15 protein-coding genes and 1 pseudogene are annotated in these 13,994 nt (G+C 42.0%); 4 read left to right on the top strand and 12 right to left on the bottom strand.

The annotated features are described in order from the left end of the window. Nucleotides 1-8 precede the first annotated feature (8 nt). Together RWS24_RS05420 and RWS24_RS05415 are read left to right on the top strand one after the other, a co-directional pair. Nucleotides 9-1,367, top strand: coding sequence for a sugar ABC transporter permease (locus RWS24_RS05420; RefSeq protein WP_314366024.1), 1,359 nt, complete (start codon nt 9-11; stop codon nt 1,365-1,367). Beyond that, on the top strand, nt 1,367-2,203 hold the full coding sequence (locus RWS24_RS05415) for a sugar ABC transporter permease (protein WP_268683860.1): 837 nt from the start codon (nt 1,367-1,369) through the stop codon (nt 2,201-2,203). The genes RWS24_RS05420 and RWS24_RS05415 overlap by 1 nt, the downstream gene beginning before the upstream one ends. 161 nt (nt 2,204-2,364) lie before the next feature. On the opposite strand, the gene RWS24_RS05410 is transcribed toward RWS24_RS05415, so the two are convergent. The 3 genes from RWS24_RS05410 to rimM form a co-directional block, all read right to left on the bottom strand. After that, entirely contained in the window at nt 2,365-4,926 is a 2,562-nt protein-coding gene (locus tag RWS24_RS05410) for a CAP domain-containing protein (RefSeq protein WP_314366023.1), read from the bottom strand. A gap of 190 nt (nt 4,927-5,116) precedes the next feature. After that, the gene (trmD, locus tag RWS24_RS05405; protein WP_223322597.1) at nt 5,117-5,839 is read right to left on the bottom strand and encodes a tRNA (guanosine(37)-N1)-methyltransferase TrmD; all 723 of its coding nucleotides are present in this window, start codon (nt 5,837-5,839) and stop codon (nt 5,117-5,119) included. Next, entirely contained in the window at nt 5,829-6,347 is a 519-nt protein-coding gene (gene rimM / locus RWS24_RS05400) for a ribosome maturation factor RimM (RefSeq protein WP_002915023.1), read from the bottom strand. The genes trmD and rimM overlap by 11 nt, the downstream gene beginning before the upstream one ends. Nucleotides 6,348-6,545: 198 nt before the next feature. On the opposite strand from rimM, the gene RWS24_RS05395 reads away from it, so the two are divergent. Then, nucleotides 6,546-7,004 (top strand): hypothetical protein, encoded by a 459-nt coding sequence (locus RWS24_RS05395; protein ID WP_314366022.1) that lies wholly within the window; start codon nt 6,546-6,548, stop codon nt 7,002-7,004. An 87-nt stretch (nt 7,005-7,091) separates the two neighbouring features. Here RWS24_RS05395 and RWS24_RS05390 read toward each other — a convergent pair whose 3' ends face one another. Further along, nucleotides 7,092-7,901 (bottom strand): alpha/beta hydrolase, encoded by an 810-nt coding sequence (locus RWS24_RS05390; protein WP_314366021.1) that lies wholly within the window; start codon nt 7,899-7,901, stop codon nt 7,092-7,094. A gap of 233 nt (nt 7,902-8,134) precedes the next feature. Here RWS24_RS05390 and RWS24_RS05385 point away from each other — a divergent pair. After that, nucleotides 8,135-8,389 (top strand): annotated as a pseudogene (locus tag RWS24_RS05385) (VOC family protein); the annotation flags it as partial. On the opposite strand, the gene RWS24_RS05380 reads toward RWS24_RS05385, so the two are convergent. The 8 genes from RWS24_RS05380 to RWS24_RS05345 form a co-directional block, all read right to left on the bottom strand. Beyond that, on the bottom strand, nt 8,368-8,889 hold the full coding sequence (locus RWS24_RS05380; RefSeq protein WP_314366020.1) for a GNAT family N-acetyltransferase: 522 nt from the start codon (nt 8,887-8,889) through the stop codon (nt 8,368-8,370). The pseudogene RWS24_RS05385 and the gene RWS24_RS05380 overlap by 22 nt on opposite strands. Before the next feature lie 160 nt (nt 8,890-9,049). After that, nucleotides 9,050-9,715, bottom strand: a complete 666-nt coding sequence (locus tag RWS24_RS05375) for a TrkA family potassium uptake protein (RefSeq protein WP_314366019.1) — start codon at nt 9,713-9,715, stop codon at nt 9,050-9,052. Between the two features lie 10 nt (nt 9,716-9,725). After that, the gene (locus RWS24_RS05370) at nt 9,726-11,075 is read right to left on the bottom strand and encodes a potassium transporter TrkG (RefSeq protein WP_314366018.1); all 1,350 of its coding nucleotides are present in this window, start codon (nt 11,073-11,075) and stop codon (nt 9,726-9,728) included. Beyond that, the gene (locus RWS24_RS05365) at nt 11,072-11,623 is read right to left on the bottom strand and encodes a putative immunity protein (protein WP_314366017.1); all 552 of its coding nucleotides are present in this window, start codon (nt 11,621-11,623) and stop codon (nt 11,072-11,074) included. Before RWS24_RS05365 ends, RWS24_RS05370 begins: the two co-directional genes overlap by 4 nt. Before the next feature lie 175 nt (nt 11,624-11,798). After that, nucleotides 11,799-12,038 (bottom strand): RNA-binding protein KphA, encoded by a 240-nt coding sequence (gene kphA / locus RWS24_RS05360; RefSeq protein WP_002895313.1) that lies wholly within the window; start codon nt 12,036-12,038, stop codon nt 11,799-11,801. A gap of 19 nt (nt 12,039-12,057) precedes the next feature. Next, the gene (gene rpsP, locus RWS24_RS05355) at nt 12,058-12,330 is read right to left on the bottom strand and encodes a 30S ribosomal protein S16 (RefSeq protein ID WP_062199236.1); all 273 of its coding nucleotides are present in this window, start codon (nt 12,328-12,330) and stop codon (nt 12,058-12,060) included. A gap of 128 nt (nt 12,331-12,458) precedes the next feature. Continuing rightward, complete coding sequence (locus RWS24_RS05350; protein WP_314366016.1) at nt 12,459-13,286, bottom strand: hypothetical protein; 828 nt, start codon at nt 13,284-13,286, stop codon at nt 12,459-12,461. Next, nucleotides 13,283-13,987, bottom strand: coding sequence for a YjjG family noncanonical pyrimidine nucleotidase (locus RWS24_RS05345; protein WP_314366015.1), 705 nt, complete (start codon nt 13,985-13,987; stop codon nt 13,283-13,285). The genes RWS24_RS05350 and RWS24_RS05345 overlap by 4 nt, the downstream gene beginning before the upstream one ends. Nucleotides 13,988-13,994 lie beyond the last annotated feature (7 nt).

The raw sequence follows: 13,994 nt of genomic DNA, 5'->3' as shown, positions 1-13,994 counted from the left end.
AGAATACTATGACTCAGTCATCTTATGACAATGCATCCATGTTTCAGGTCTTTAAAGAGGGAACCTGGGATGTCAAACTCTCTTTTCTGATAATGGGGCTGAGCAACCTCGTACATAAACAATTCATCAAGGGGCTGCTCTTCCTCTTCTCAGAAATTGCTTTCCTGATTGCTTTTGCAGTTCAAATCATACCAGCTATTGGCGGCATGATTACATTGGGAACTCAAGAGCAAGGAGAGGCTATCAAAAAAGTTAACGGCTTGGAAATCACCGTTCAAGTAGCGGGTGACAACTCTATGCTGATGCTGATTTTTGGACTTGCTTCTCTTATCTTCTGTGCAGTCTTCGCCTACATCTACTGGTGCAACCTGAAAAGTGCTCGCCACTTAATGGCTCTTAAACAGTCTGGTCAGAAGATTCCTAACTTCGTTGAGGACTTCAAGACGCTTGCAGACGGCCGTTTCCACATGGGCTTAATGAGCATTCCTCTTATCGGAGTACTGCTTTTTACCATCCTACCTCTGATCTACATGATCTGCTTGGCCTTTACTAACTTTGACCATAAGCATCCAGCTCCTAAGTCACTCTTTGACTGGGTTGGCTTCTCTAGCTTTGGTGATGTTTTCTCAGGTCGTATGGCTAGCACCTTCTTCCCACTTTTAGGCTGGACCTTGATTTGGGCGGTTGCTGCGACAGCTACTACTTTCTTCTTCGGAATCGTTTTAGCTCTCTTGCTCAATACAAAAGGTCTCAAGTACAAGAAAGTTTGGCGGACACTCTTCGTTATTACTATCGCAGTTCCACAATTCGTATCCCTGCTCTTGATGCGTAATTTCCTGAATGACAATGGACCTTTGAACGGATTATTGCAAAGCCTCCATCTCATTCAGCATCCAATTCCATTCTTGAGTGACCCTGTGTGGGCTAAGTTCTCAATCATCCTTGTCAATATGTGGATTGGTATTCCATTTACCATGCTGGTAGCGACTGGGATTATCATGAACCTACCTAGCGAGCAAATCGAAGCTGCTGAGATTGATGGAGCTAGCAAGCTTCAAATCTTCAAGAGTATTACTTTCCCTCAAATTCTCTTGATTATGGCGCCATCACTCATCCAACAGTTTATCGGGAACATCAACAACTTCAACGTGATCTACTTCCTGACAGGCGGTGGACCTACTAACTCTTCCTACTATCAGGCAGGTTCAACTGACCTTTTGGTTACCTGGCTCTATAAACTGACCGTTTCTGCCAAGGACTACAATCTGGCATCTGTTATCGGTATCCTGATCTTTGCAATCTCTGCAGCCTTCAGTCTCTTAGCCTATACTAGATCCGCATCATTCAAGGAAGGAACTGCTAAATAATGAAAAATAGAAAAAAACTCAGTTTATTAGGGATTTATGTCTTACTGACTGTTTTAGCACTCATCTGGCTAACGCCGATTATCTGGATTTTTCTGACCAGCTTCCGTGGTGAAGGTTCTAATGCGGTCCCTTACTTCTTCCCTAAAACCTATACACTTGATAACTATATCAGACTGTTTAATAACAACACATATCCTTTTGTTCAGTGGTTTATGAATACCCTAATTGTTGCGACAGCCACTTGTATCCTGTCTACTTTGATTACTGTGGGTATGGCTTACTCACTCAGTCGTATCAAATTCAAGCATAAAAACCGTTTCCTCAAGCTGGCTTTGGTTCTTAACATGTTCCCAGGCTTCATGTCTATGATTGCGGTTTACTACATCTTGAAAGCACTCAATTTGACACAAACCCTGACCTCACTGATTCTGGTTTATTCAGCTGGAGCAGCTCTAGGCTTCTATATAGCTAAAGGTTTCTTTGATACCATCCCATATTCTTTGGACGAATCCGCTATGATCGACGGAGCGACTCGCTTCCAAATCTTCCGGACTATCACACTGCCGCTGTCAAAGCCGATTATCGTTTATACAGCGCTTATGGCTTTCATGGGACCATGGGTTGACTTCATCTTTGCCTCTGTCATCCTAGGCGATGTCAAGGAAAAATACACGGTTGCTTTGGGACTTTTCCAAATGCTTAATAAGGACGCCATCAATAAATGGTTCCTACCTTTTACATCTGGAGCGATTATCATCGCTATCCCAATCACTCTTCTCTTCATCTTCATGCAGAAATACTACGTAGAAGGTGTAACAGGCGGAGCAGTCAAATAAAATCTATTATGTATATTGAAAACTTCCGACAGTTAATATCGGAAGTTTTTATCTTAGAAAATGCAGAACTTAGCTTCTCTTTCCTTTTTATATGCGATTGCTTATTAGCTATAGACAAAAAAATGAGTCTGGAAATTATTCCAGCCTCATTTTGTATTTCTTTAATTATAATCTTCGTCTCTGCGACGGCGCTTGTTGGTTCCCAAAAAGGCAGCTGCACCAAGTGCCATACCAAAAATTGCTAGGCGTTCTGCTTCTGAACCAGTATTTGGCAGAATAGCAGGAACTGTTGGAGCCTTATCAGCTGTTGTAGCCACACTAGCTAGCTGAGCTGCAGGATTTACAACAAAATCAGTAAATGCACCACCACCTGCCGCTTGAACAGCGCCTGTAGTTGCTCCTTTAACTTCACGAGTATTGGCATGAACTTCTGCAGTCTTAGCATCTGAATCTTTCTTAGATTCATCCTCTGTACCTGGACCAGCAGCTCCGCCTTTTACAGCAGTTAGAGGCTGTTTATCTTCACCTGAGCGATAGTTGCTGTTCAGAGCATTTCCATAAAGGAGAGATGCTTGGTTCAAGATATTCAAGAGAGTTTCATAATTGGCTTGAAGACTGTTGTAAGCCTCTTCAAGAACAGCTAAAGTTGCAGTTTCTTGATTTAAGATTGCTTGTTTAGCTTCAAAATCAAGCTGCGCTTCTGCCAACTCCCGCTCAGCTTCTGCTAGTAATTGAGGAGCATTTTTTAGATCAATAACTTTCTTTTTAGCTGCTGCTAATGTCTTTTGAGCAGCCATGAAGTCCTCTTGAGCAGTTCCCAAATTAGCTTTTGCAGCTTCTTGAGCTGACTGAAGTTCTGCCAACTTATCCTTAGCTGCTGCTAAAACTGCCTGAGCATTGCTCAAGTTAGTCTGATAAGGTGCTAGGTTTGCTGCAATCTTAGCTGTTGCTCTGTCGAGAGCTTCCTGCTTAAGGGCAACATTTTGCTTGGTCAAAGCTAGATTATTTTCAGCAGTTGCTACCTTCTGACGAGCTGCTTCAACTGCTGCAATTTGATCTGCCGCTGCCTTTTGAGCATCAGCTAATTGAGCATTGAGGATATTGATAGCTGATTCCTGACCAACTTTTTGAGCCTTGAGTTCAGCCAATTGATTCTTAAGTGCTGTAACATTTGCGTTAGAACCCGCAGAACGACCTCCACCAGCACGCAACAACTGCTCCATAGCAGCAACAGTTAGCAAAGTACCATTATTAACACGTTGGTCAAAGTTGCTAATATGATGGAAACCAACTTCGGATGTACCATGAGGAGTACCCCATTGGTTTGGATGTTTATCATAAGCCGCTGAGATAGCATTGGCTTTATTGTCCATCATCTGAACATAGTGACCAATCTGAGCAAATACACCTGCTCCAACTCTCATATAGATGGCATTAGCATCAATCTGAGTTTCATCTGTAGGCAGTCCATATTGTGCTGCAATCTCTTGGTAGAGAGCTTTTTCACTATGCCAGAAATTGACAGCCCCTTGCGGGTCAAAACTAATCGCCACATTCTCGTTACCAATCAGCTTACCCATGTGCCAGTTATTGCGCTCAAAGTAGATAGTCTGAATCTGGCTGGCCACATTCGCATACGGATCAACCAATAACTCTTGTAAGCCGGCATTACGACGGTAAGCATTAATGGCCTTAACCAACTCCAAAGCTTGAAGGTTATTTTCTAGACTAGCTGGACTTGTTGGGTCAGAATTAACTGAAATACCAAATTCATTTTGTCCGCGTTGGTAAACTGCAAGAGCATTGTTAGCAGCATCACGAATATCCTGATTAGCCGCATTGTTACGAACATTTTCTAAAAATTGAGAATAAGTCGTATTGCGAAGGTCAACAGGAGCTGTTGCTGCTGCTTTCTCGGCAGCCGGAATCTGTCCTTCAAGAGAGCTAATAGCTTGATTGGTTTGACCCAAAGATTCCTTTGCCTGATTGATTTTATTCTGGATTTCAGCCTGCACTTGTGGAGCAGAAGACGCTGCTTGTTCTGCCTTTGTCAGTTCAGACTTTGCATTGTCTAAAGCATTCTGTGCTTGACTTTGCTGACTCTTAGCAGTTGCTACAGCTTGCTCTTCTGAGTTAAGTGGTGTTTTAGCTTGTTTCAATTCAGTCTCTGCAACATCTACAAGAGATTGACTCGCTTTAATAGTATTTGCTTGATCTTTAACTGCTTGGTCTGCCTTGGCAGCTTTAGCCGCTGCTTCTCGAACAGCAGCATCTTTCGCGCTAACCTCTTGCTCTGCTGTTTTTGCTTCTGTCTCCGCTTTAGCAACATTTTCTTCTGTTGCTTCTGCCTGCATTTCTTTAGCAGTCTCAACAGCGGCTTCAGCAACTTTCACGCTAGTTTTTGCATCTTCAGCTTCTGTTTTAGCAGTATCTACTATCGATCTTTGCTCATCGAGTTTAGCTTTGGCAGCTTCAGCATTTTCTTGGGCAACAGCTACATCTGCTGCTGTCACTGGTTTCCCAGTTACTTCAGTCGCTTGTGGAGCTGTTACAGTTGATTCAACCAACTCATCCGCGTGCACTTGATGGGTCAGTCCACCAGAAATAATAGTTGTAGCCGCGATACCAGTCGCTACAACAGACTTGCCTATTTTCTTTTCCATAATCAATCTCCTTTTTATAATCTCACATACTATAATTAACCTGGGTATAGCAGCCCGCATAGTAATATACTATCACAAAACGCTAGTATTAACTAGTAGCAAACGTATCCTTTTAATAGTTTTTTTATTACATTTTAGTTACAAAAATGTTGTATTAGAAAAATAAGATGGTTTTTCCAACAAAAATGAGCATTTCTGTATCGAATAAAGCAAAAACTCCTAGATTCTTTCTAAGAGTTAACTTTGCTTGTCAGTCCGATTGAGCTTGTCGAATTTCTTCTAACATTGCTTCTTCTTCGGCCGTCATTTGATAGCGTTCCAGCAAGTCTGGACGTCTTAGATAGGTCTTTTTCAGACTTTCATAGAGACGCCACTTGCGGATATTTTCATGATGGCCGCTCATAAGGACTTCAGGAACAACCATACCCCGATAGTCATAAGGCCGAGTGTACTGAGGATATTCCAATAGTCCAGACGAAAAACTGTCATCTGTATGACTGGCTTCCTTTCCAATAACCTCTGGAATCAGGCGAACTGTAGCATCAATCATAGTCATAGCTGCCAATTCTCCCCCAGTAAGAACATAGTCCCCAAGCGAGATTTCGTCTGTCACTAAGGTCTTGATCCGCTCATCATAGCCTTCGTAATGGCCACAAATGAAAATGAGCTCCTCTTCCTTAGACAGTTCCTCAGCATAGGCTTGGTCAAAAGTCCGACCAGCAGGATCCAGCAAAATCACACGCGGTTGCTTTTTTTCAATGGCATCATAGGCATCAAAAATAGGTTGGGCCCGTAGCAGCATACCCTGGCCTCCGCCGTATGGCTCGTCATCTACATGCCGGGATTTTTCAGCCTTTTCTCGGAAATTGTGGTAGTTGATTTCTAAGAGACCTTTTTCCCGAGCTTTACCGACGATAGAGTGCTCCAAGGGAGCAAACATCTCCGGAAAGAGAGTCAAAATATCAATTTTCATCATCCAGTCCTTCCGGTATCTCTACATCAACCCGACCTTGCTCAATATCAATCCCCAGCACCACTGGCGGAATATAAGGCAGAAGCAAGTCGCGCTTGCCTTTACGCTTGACCACCCAGACATCATTGGCTCCTGGCTGCAGAATTTCCTTAATCGTACCAAGAAGAATGTCATTTTCATAGACTTCAAGGCCGATGATTTCATGGTAGTAAAATTCTCCGTCTTCCAAGTCCGTCAAATCTTCCTCTCGGACTTTCAGAGTGAAATCACGGAATTTCTCAATGTCATTGATGTGGTACATCCCCTTAAACTTGATAATATCAAAGTTCTTGACCTTGCGATGGCTAGCAATCTCCACATCCATGACAAACTGATCTTTCTTGTCAAACAGGGCAAGGGTATTGCCTTTTTTAAAACGCTCTTCTGCAAAATCCGTCACTGACAAAACCCGCATCTCACCTTGCAGACCTTGCGTATTGACAATTGTTCCAACATTAAAATAATTCATCTCGACTCCAACATATTATACTCTGCCTAGTATTTTATCATGATATAGGGGAATGTACAAGGGAGATAAGGGGGAATTCCCTTGCCTATATTTATTTGATTAAAGTTGCTGTTTAACGTATAATTATACATATAGAACCTCAACACTATAAATACCCAAGTGTATTTACGCAAAACTAGAAAGAAGTTGGTGATACCTATGGGAAAAAAGTTAAGCAAACTCCTGCTCTCTACTGCTCTTATAGCCACAACAGCTGCCAGTCTGACTGCTTTGACACAGGTCAAAAAAGGCCAAGCAATGGAAAATGAAACAAGGGAAACTAGAAATATCTCAGCCCTTGACGAAAAAATTGCTCAAATTGATAACCTAACCATCAAGGCTTTCCTAGAATACTATGCTAGTCAGAACATGACCTCCGCATCGTCTCTTCCAATGATAGATGATTTAGAGGCCAATACGCGCATCATCGTTATTGATATAGACTATGCAGACACAAGCATCCCCCCTGCCATTGGAACATCAGTCGATGGATCCGAAGGGCCTGTCGGGGGAACTGTTGATGATGATGGCCAATATATCGAGTTTGATACCAGTAACCATAGCAAATCCGCAACCGTTCAGGAGATTCGAGATGCTATTGCTGAGATTCTGGGATAAAACCCTCATAAATATGTACTAAAATAGCTGAGATTAAAATCTCAGCTATTTTAGTATGTTTTTTTTATTCCCGCTTTCAATATACTATTAAAGTTTGTATACATCTTGCCCATCACACTTCAAAAGAAGCTCAACTATCTTTTCTGAATGACTCCAATGTAAATAATGATGGTTGCCTCCTAAAATAATCTGAGTATTTTGTGAAGCAAATTCGGAATCTTTATATTCTTGTTCTCGATAGGCCTGACTCAGGATAAAAATCGGGAATTGAAAAGAAATATCTAAGTTTTGAAAATCGCTTTTTGCGATACCGCAGTAATGTTGAAATCCTTCTTGTACAGATTTTAATCTATCAGAACTCTTTTCTGCCTTAGCCCATAAGATTTTAAAATCAGCTACTGAAAAACTCTCTTGTCCTAATTTTTTCAGATATTCATATCCCCCACCGAGCGTCTGAACTTTCTCCTGTAAGGATAAAAATTCGGGATAAGGATTCTGAGCTAATTCTCCATATAGAACAGAATAAGTGGTCGGCTCAATCAAGATTAATCCCTGACAAAACGGCTCTGACTCAGCAACTTTAACTGCTACAAGACCACTAATACTGTGCGCGCAAATAACATACTGGAGGACTTTAAAATGTGATAAAACCTCTATAATAGATTGAACCAAATCGTCCAAAACAAAATTTTCTTGATTTTCGAGTGGGCTTCGGCCAGCATTAGGGTAATCTATTGTTAAATAGCCCCAATTTTTAGGTAACTTCCGAATGACTGGCAAAAAATTTTCATAGGTCGGCAGACTCCCTGCACCGCTTAAAAATACAGCAATCTTTTCCGCAGGTTGATAAGATACAAATAACTGTCCTACTTTCGTTTTGATGATTTTTTCTTTCATAATGTTTCCAATCAATTCTTAAAAATATTATTTGGGCACACACTACTATCTGAGAGATAGCTATTTTACTAGCAGAATAAGGACACCCCTATACCAGAATTTTTTCATATTCAACCAAGGATCGTATCACAAGAGGCAGTTGCTTGCACTGTGAATGAAGGCTAATCTCAAGGCTTGTTTTTCCTAAAAATCTATGCTAAGGTAAAGGCAGAATACGAAAAGGAGGGGCTACTATGATAAGAAGCGGCCATCTGATTTACAAGGTAAAAGGCTTACGGCAGGCGGTCAAGGAATGGGAAGAAAAGGGTTTTGTCGTCGAATACGGCAGAAGGAAAAAAAACAACAATGCCTTAATATACTTTAGTCAAGGCCCCTATATTGAGCTACTGGAAAATACGGGCATTCCTGTAATAGCCAAAATCATAGCTAAACTATTTGGCAGACCTAAAAATCTGGAGCGCTTTTTCTACTGGGATGAGTGCGAGGAAGGCTGGCAAGGACTTTGTATCGAAAAAGATTCTTCGTCAAAAGAATCCCCTCGATCAAGAATTTCAAAGCTAAGATCCTCATATTCCAGAAATGCATTCGACGAGCGGAAACCCTTGCTTTTATAAAATTCCCAGCGAGCCTGACGCTGTTCAAGATTATCACACGGCTCATCTAGGCGCTCGATTTCTAAAAGCATGGTTCGCTGATAGAAATTGACCAGCTTTTCGATGATTTCACCGCAATAGCCATGGCTGCGCAAGTGGGGCATAATAGCAAAGAAACTAACATAAAAGGCTTGCGCGTTGGAGATGGCAAAGGCAAAACCAACAAATTCCTTTTCATGATAAAAGGCGAAAAAATTAGCATCCTCCTGTTCCTCATATCGTAAAAATTCACTGAGCGGTATCCTTTCCTCTTCTGGGAAAGCTTCATTATTCAAGGCTTCTACCTTATCCAAATCCGGAAAATCTGCTGTAATGATCTGGCTGGTTAAGCTCATAAAATCACTCCTTTTCTAGTGGTAGTATAACAAATTTTACAACTGGTTTCAAAAAAGAGCCCTGAAAGAGCTCCTATGTATCGATTTTTTCTTCATATAATAGAAAGGTGCCGAGTTCCTAAGAACTACCGATAGTTGGTCCCGATTGGACTCCTAGCTGCTACTTCACTATTTCACGTAAATTATCCAAATGCTGATTATCAGTCACAGCCATAATGCTGACGCCTTCTGGCCAAACAAAGTCTGGAGTAAACTTGCTTTCCAAAGGCTGATTTTTTGTCAGACGGTATCCGATAATATTAAGATGATAAAGCCTGCGAGCATCTACTTCACGGACCGTTTTCCCGACCCAGCTAGCAGGCAGTTCAAACTCAGCCACTACTACATCGTCATCCAGCTGGAAGACCTCAATCGAATGGTTCAAGAGAATAGTCTTAGCCAATGAAATACCAGCCTCCACTTCAGGCAGAATAACCAGATCAGCTCCCACCTTTTCCAGCACCTGCTGAGTTACTTCATCTTTGACCTTGGCAATGACATTTTTAACGCCCAATGCCTTGCAGTGCATGACCGCTAGGACGCTGGATTCCAGACTTTCTCCCGTCGCTACGATGACCGTATCACAGGACCCAACGTCTGCCGCCTCTAAAAGCTCCATATCAGTAATGTCCCCGATCACACCAACGGCAATCATGTCTTCATACTGATTGATTGTCTCTTCGTGATTATCAATCGCAATGATTTCTACATCTTGAGAAATCAAGGCCTCAATGATACTCTGTCCAAAAATCCCCAAGCCGAGGATTCCAACTGTTTGATTTGCCATTTCTTTTCTCCTATCCAATCATAATGTCCGCCTTGCTGTAATGCAAGGTTGCAGCCTTCTTCGGTTGATAATGGTTGAGACTGACCATAAGAGTCAGCGGCCCCACCCGTCCAATAAACATTAGCAACATAATCACAATCATACCAGCTGTATTGAGGCTGGTAGTGATATTGGCCGTGACACCAACTGTAGCCAATGCCGACACAGTCTCAAATATCAGGTAAATAAAACGATGACTGCTATCGGTCACTAGCCCAAGAGCCAAAAGACCAAGCAGAAATGTCAGCTGAAAAATCACTGTCACACCAAAAGCCTTCTGCACTAGCTGAGGAGACAGCGTTCTCCGTCCCATATTGGTATGAGGCAAGCCCAGGATTTCCTTTCGAGCAAAAAGCAAAAGAACTAGGAAGGTCGTAATTTTCAGACCGCCCGCTGTACCACCCGGAGCCCCTCCCAGAAACATCTGGAGCAGATAGATAAACAGGGTTACTGGACGAGCAGCTGTATAATCAATGGAAGCAAAGCCAGCTGTCCTCATACTGACTGTCTGAAAAAAGCTGACCAGTAGCTTATCGCCAAAGGAAAGATTGCCAATCGTTCCAGGATTATTGTACTCCGTCCAGAGACTCGTGACCGTCCCAAAAACGAGGAGACCAGCAGTCAGCAGCAAGACTACCTTAGTATGAAAGTGCAGCCCCTTCTGTTTTCCTCCCAATTTAGTCGCCAAGTCAAACCAGACCATAAAGCCCAGTCCTCCGGTAATGATGAGGAGAGCCAAGGTGATATTGACCAAAACATCTGTCTGCAAGCCTAGTAGGCTATCATTGCCAAAATTATCAAAGCCCGCATTACAAAATGCAGAAATGGCTAAAAAGATAGAATTAAAAATCCCTTTTCTCAGACCAAACTTGGGAATGAAGCGAATCATGAGAAGGAGCGCACCCAGTCCTTCGATAGTAAAAGTCGTGATAAAAATCGAACGGACAAATTGACCTAAGGTACGATTGTGACCATAACTAAAACTATCCCGCAGAATACGGCGATCCTTGAGGCTGAGCTTTTTCCGACTTTCCATGGTGAAAAATCCGATAAAAGTCAGGATTCCCAAGCCACCAATCTGAATCAGCAGCATACAAAGGAGCTGTCCCCAGACATTGTATGTATCCACAACCGATCGAGTAAAAAGCCCTGTCACACAGACCATCGAGACAGCTGTAAAAAGATGATCCAGATAGCCCGCTTGGGAACTTTCCGTCTGCACCCAAGGGAGACTGAGTAGCAAGGAGCCACAGAATATCACCAGAAGAAAAGACAAGATAATCTTTTGCGCTGGTGACAAGCGTGAAAATAAATGCTTCATAAAGTTTCCTTTCCTGATCTAATAAAAGCAGAGGCTAACTCTATCTGCCCTTCTCTTTCCTTGACAGCCCGCTGCATATCATCTGGACTCTGCAAATTTCTGACTTTGATGGCATAATCCGCTGCGACAATAGCATGGCCCCGCATGTGGCCTGTTGCGACTCCTTGGGCAAAAACACGCGCAGCATATTTACCGATTTGTGATTGGGCTTGCTGCGACAGTTTGTTAGCCAAGAAACCAGCCTGCCTTAGTTCATAGGCAGATGCCCTCCCATCAAGTCGAGCCTGAAAAACCTCTCTTACCTGAGTCAAAATCTTCTGCTTTTCAGACTCATCTTCCGCATCAATCAGAGCTATAAAGCTTGACGCCATTTTCATAGTCCATCGAGCCAGTTGCTCCTGAGGAAGTTCCTCCAAAACAAGCTCCAATTCCAATCTCTTCTCACTATCATCCAGAATTTTTAGCTTATAAGGGCTCGGTAAAATCACTTGATCATTCTCATAAGACTTGCGCTCATGAGCGTTCCAAGCATAATCTTCTGACTTCATATGTCCTCCGGTTTCGAATTTCTCTAAACTCGCCCCTGCATTTCGTTGTTCTCTTAAATGAAGTGTATAGTTCTCGCGGAGCTCGAACTGCATCAATTCCCCTAAATTCAACTGCGCCTAACGGCTTGTTTCATTAAGGGGCATAGAAAAAACGGGACACATGCCCCGCTGCTTCTTATTTCTCATCAATGACGATGCGAACTTTTTTGTACTCGGTTGGGACAGAGTAAACAATCGTCCTTATAGCGGAGATAGTACGACCTTTACGACCGATTACACGTCCAACATCACTCTGATCAAGATCCAGGTGATATTCTAAAAATTCAGGTGTATCCTCAATCTTGATAGTTAAGGCATCTGGCTGTGAAATCAAAGGTTTCACTATCGCAATAATTAGATTTTCAATCGTGTCCATATGTCAACCTACGCTTCTATTATTTAGAGTATTTTGAATCGTGGAATTTCTTCAATACGCCTTCTTTTGAAAGGATGTTACGTACTGTATCTGAAGGTTGAGCTCCATCAGCCAACCATGCAAGAACGCGGTCTTCTTTCAAAGTTACTTGGTTTTCTGCAACAAGTGGGTTGTAAGTTCCAACTGTTTCGATGAAACGTCCGTCACGTGGTGAACGTGAATCTGCTACGTTAATACGGTAGAAAGGTTTTTTCTTAGAACCCATACGAGTCAAACGGATTTTTACTGCCATTATTAAGGTCTCTTTTCTTTATTTTTTTCTTTTGGTGAAATAGCAGAGCTATTAAGCACATGTTCTATTATAGCAGATTAAAAACAGCTGTCAAGTTTTTTTCTTGACAGAGTTAAAAATTTTTTAGATTAGTCTTTCTTGTTATTTAAAATAATCTGTTCAGACAAATTTTCATATTTTTTAAAATAAAATTTGACTGAAGCGTCTTTAGGAAAAGCGCCTAAATCCATATACTTATTAATGGTCTCAGGTGCATAATACTCTGTGCCTCCACTACGACTATTATAGGACCTGCTTTTTACCTCGTCTTCTGATATATTTTTCTCATCCAGTACTTGGTCTGAATGAAATTCGAAAGACCATTTTAAAAGGCCAGCTTTATCCATTTTTTGGACAATCTCTTTTAGCTTATCATGATTTTCTGGATTCTTCCTGAATTCGACTAAAAACTTACTATATAGCATGAGATATTTATTTAGGCTTTCTGAATCATCAACCTTTTTAGAGGACGAAACGCTTATAGTTTGAAATAGAGCTCTGTCAAATCCCGATTTTTGCTGGTATTCAGCAGTCATGTCATCTTCCATTTCGCCCTCAATCTCATCAATTAAGCTAGTTATTTCTTGGTCTACCAAACAATCCATTAGCTGATCTGCTGTTCTCTCTCCGTAAAATATCTCATAAAATTCGATTTTACTGCCCTTTCGATCTGGGTGGTATTTTAGAATAGGGTACTTTTGGATATCTTCCTCGGTGAAATACAAATCAATTGTCGCCCCGCCACCCTCATAATGATAACTGCCATCAGAACTAATCTTGACGGGCTGAAAAGGGAGCTTTTTAAAAAGGGCCTTCGTCGTTCGTATGCTTTCGTCGACTTCTTCTTTCTTAGCATAACAGGCTGTCAGTAGCAACAAACTGGCAAGAAGAGAAAACAAGGCAAGGATTTTTTTCATTTGCAGTCTTCTTGTGGAACCAATAGTCTGATAATGTCGTCGTAAGAATAGGCGGTATAGGTCGGTTGAAAAAGACTTTCATTTTCTAGCTGCTTGGGATTGTACCAGATAGAGTCCAGTCCAGCATTATTAGCGCCAGCAATATCTGCTGTCAAGGAATCTCCAATCATCAAAGTCTGATACAGGTCAAAATCTGGTATCTGCTCTGCTATTTTTTCATAAAACAAAGTTTCGGGCTTCTGTGTCCCCAACTGCTCCGAGATAAAAATATGATTAAAATAAGGAGAAATGTCGGAATGGGCCATGCGTCCGGTCTGAATAGCCGTGATGCCATTGGTCGCTCCGTAAATCTCATAATCAGCAGCTGTCAAGTTGTCCAAAAGCTCGCTAGCACCAGCGTAAGTTTGTCCTTGCTGAGCAATATGCTGCTGATAAAGGAAGGCTAACTCGGCACCATCCTTCTCAATGCCAAAATGGGCAAAAAGACGAGAAAAGCGAGTGTTGACCAGCTCTGGCTTGGTGATTTTCCCCTGCTCCAGATCCCGCCAAAGCCCCTTGTTCATGGGAATATAATAGTCTTTGTAGGTCTGAATCTCCGTCACGCCCTGCTCCTCCAAAAACTGAGTCAAGGCGATGTCTTCTGACGTATCAAAATCCAGCAACGTATGGTCAAGGTCGAAAAGTAGAAATTTGTAGGACATTAAATTT

Source organism: uncultured Streptococcus sp. (assembly GCF_963528215.1).
Lineage (GTDB): Bacteria > Bacillota > Bacilli > Lactobacillales > Streptococcaceae > Streptococcus.
Note: the sequence above shows the minus strand (reverse complement) of the source record. Positions and strands in the feature narration are given on the sequence as shown.

What these genes read in the sequence shown, in the direction of transcription:
- RWS24_RS05365 (WP_314366017.1), bottom strand. Translation starts at nt 11,623, where the DNA reads ATGAAGTCAGAAGATTATGCTTGGAACGCTCATGAGCGCAAGTCTTAT.
- RWS24_RS05415 (WP_268683860.1), top strand. Translation starts at nt 1,367, where the DNA reads ATGAAAAATAGAAAAAAACTCAGTTTATTAGGGATTTATGTCTTACTG.
- trmD (WP_223322597.1), bottom strand. Translation starts at nt 5,839, where the DNA reads ATGAAAATTGATATTTTGACTCTCTTTCCGGAGATGTTTGCTCCCTTG.
- RWS24_RS05345 (WP_314366015.1), bottom strand. Translation starts at nt 13,987, where the DNA reads ATGTCCTACAAATTTCTACTTTTCGACCTTGACCATACGTTGCTGGAT.
- rpsP (WP_062199236.1), bottom strand. Translation starts at nt 12,330, where the DNA reads ATGGCAGTAAAAATCCGTTTGACTCGTATGGGTTCTAAGAAAAAACCT.
- RWS24_RS05370 (WP_314366018.1), bottom strand. Translation starts at nt 11,075, where the DNA reads ATGAAGCATTTATTTTCACGCTTGTCACCAGCGCAAAAGATTATCTTG.
- kphA (WP_002895313.1), bottom strand. Translation starts at nt 12,038, where the DNA reads ATGGACACGATTGAAAATCTAATTATTGCGATAGTGAAACCTTTGATT.
- RWS24_RS05375 (WP_314366019.1), bottom strand. Translation starts at nt 9,715, where the DNA reads ATGGCAAATCAAACAGTTGGAATCCTCGGCTTGGGGATTTTTGGACAG.
- RWS24_RS05395 (WP_314366022.1), top strand. Translation starts at nt 6,546, where the DNA reads ATGGGAAAAAAGTTAAGCAAACTCCTGCTCTCTACTGCTCTTATAGCC.
- RWS24_RS05410 (WP_314366023.1), bottom strand. Translation starts at nt 4,926, where the DNA reads ATGCGGGCTGCTATACCCAGGTTAATTATAGTATGTGAGATTATAAAA.
- rimM (WP_002915023.1), bottom strand. Translation starts at nt 6,347, where the DNA reads ATGAATTATTTTAATGTTGGAACAATTGTCAATACGCAAGGTCTGCAA.
- RWS24_RS05350 (WP_314366016.1), bottom strand. Translation starts at nt 13,286, where the DNA reads ATGAAAAAAATCCTTGCCTTGTTTTCTCTTCTTGCCAGTTTGTTGCTA.
- RWS24_RS05420 (WP_314366024.1), top strand. Translation starts at nt 9, where the DNA reads ATGACTCAGTCATCTTATGACAATGCATCCATGTTTCAGGTCTTTAAA.
- RWS24_RS05390 (WP_314366021.1), bottom strand. Translation starts at nt 7,901, where the DNA reads ATGAAAGAAAAAATCATCAAAACGAAAGTAGGACAGTTATTTGTATCT.
- RWS24_RS05380 (WP_314366020.1), bottom strand. Translation starts at nt 8,889, where the DNA reads ATGAGCTTAACCAGCCAGATCATTACAGCAGATTTTCCGGATTTGGAT.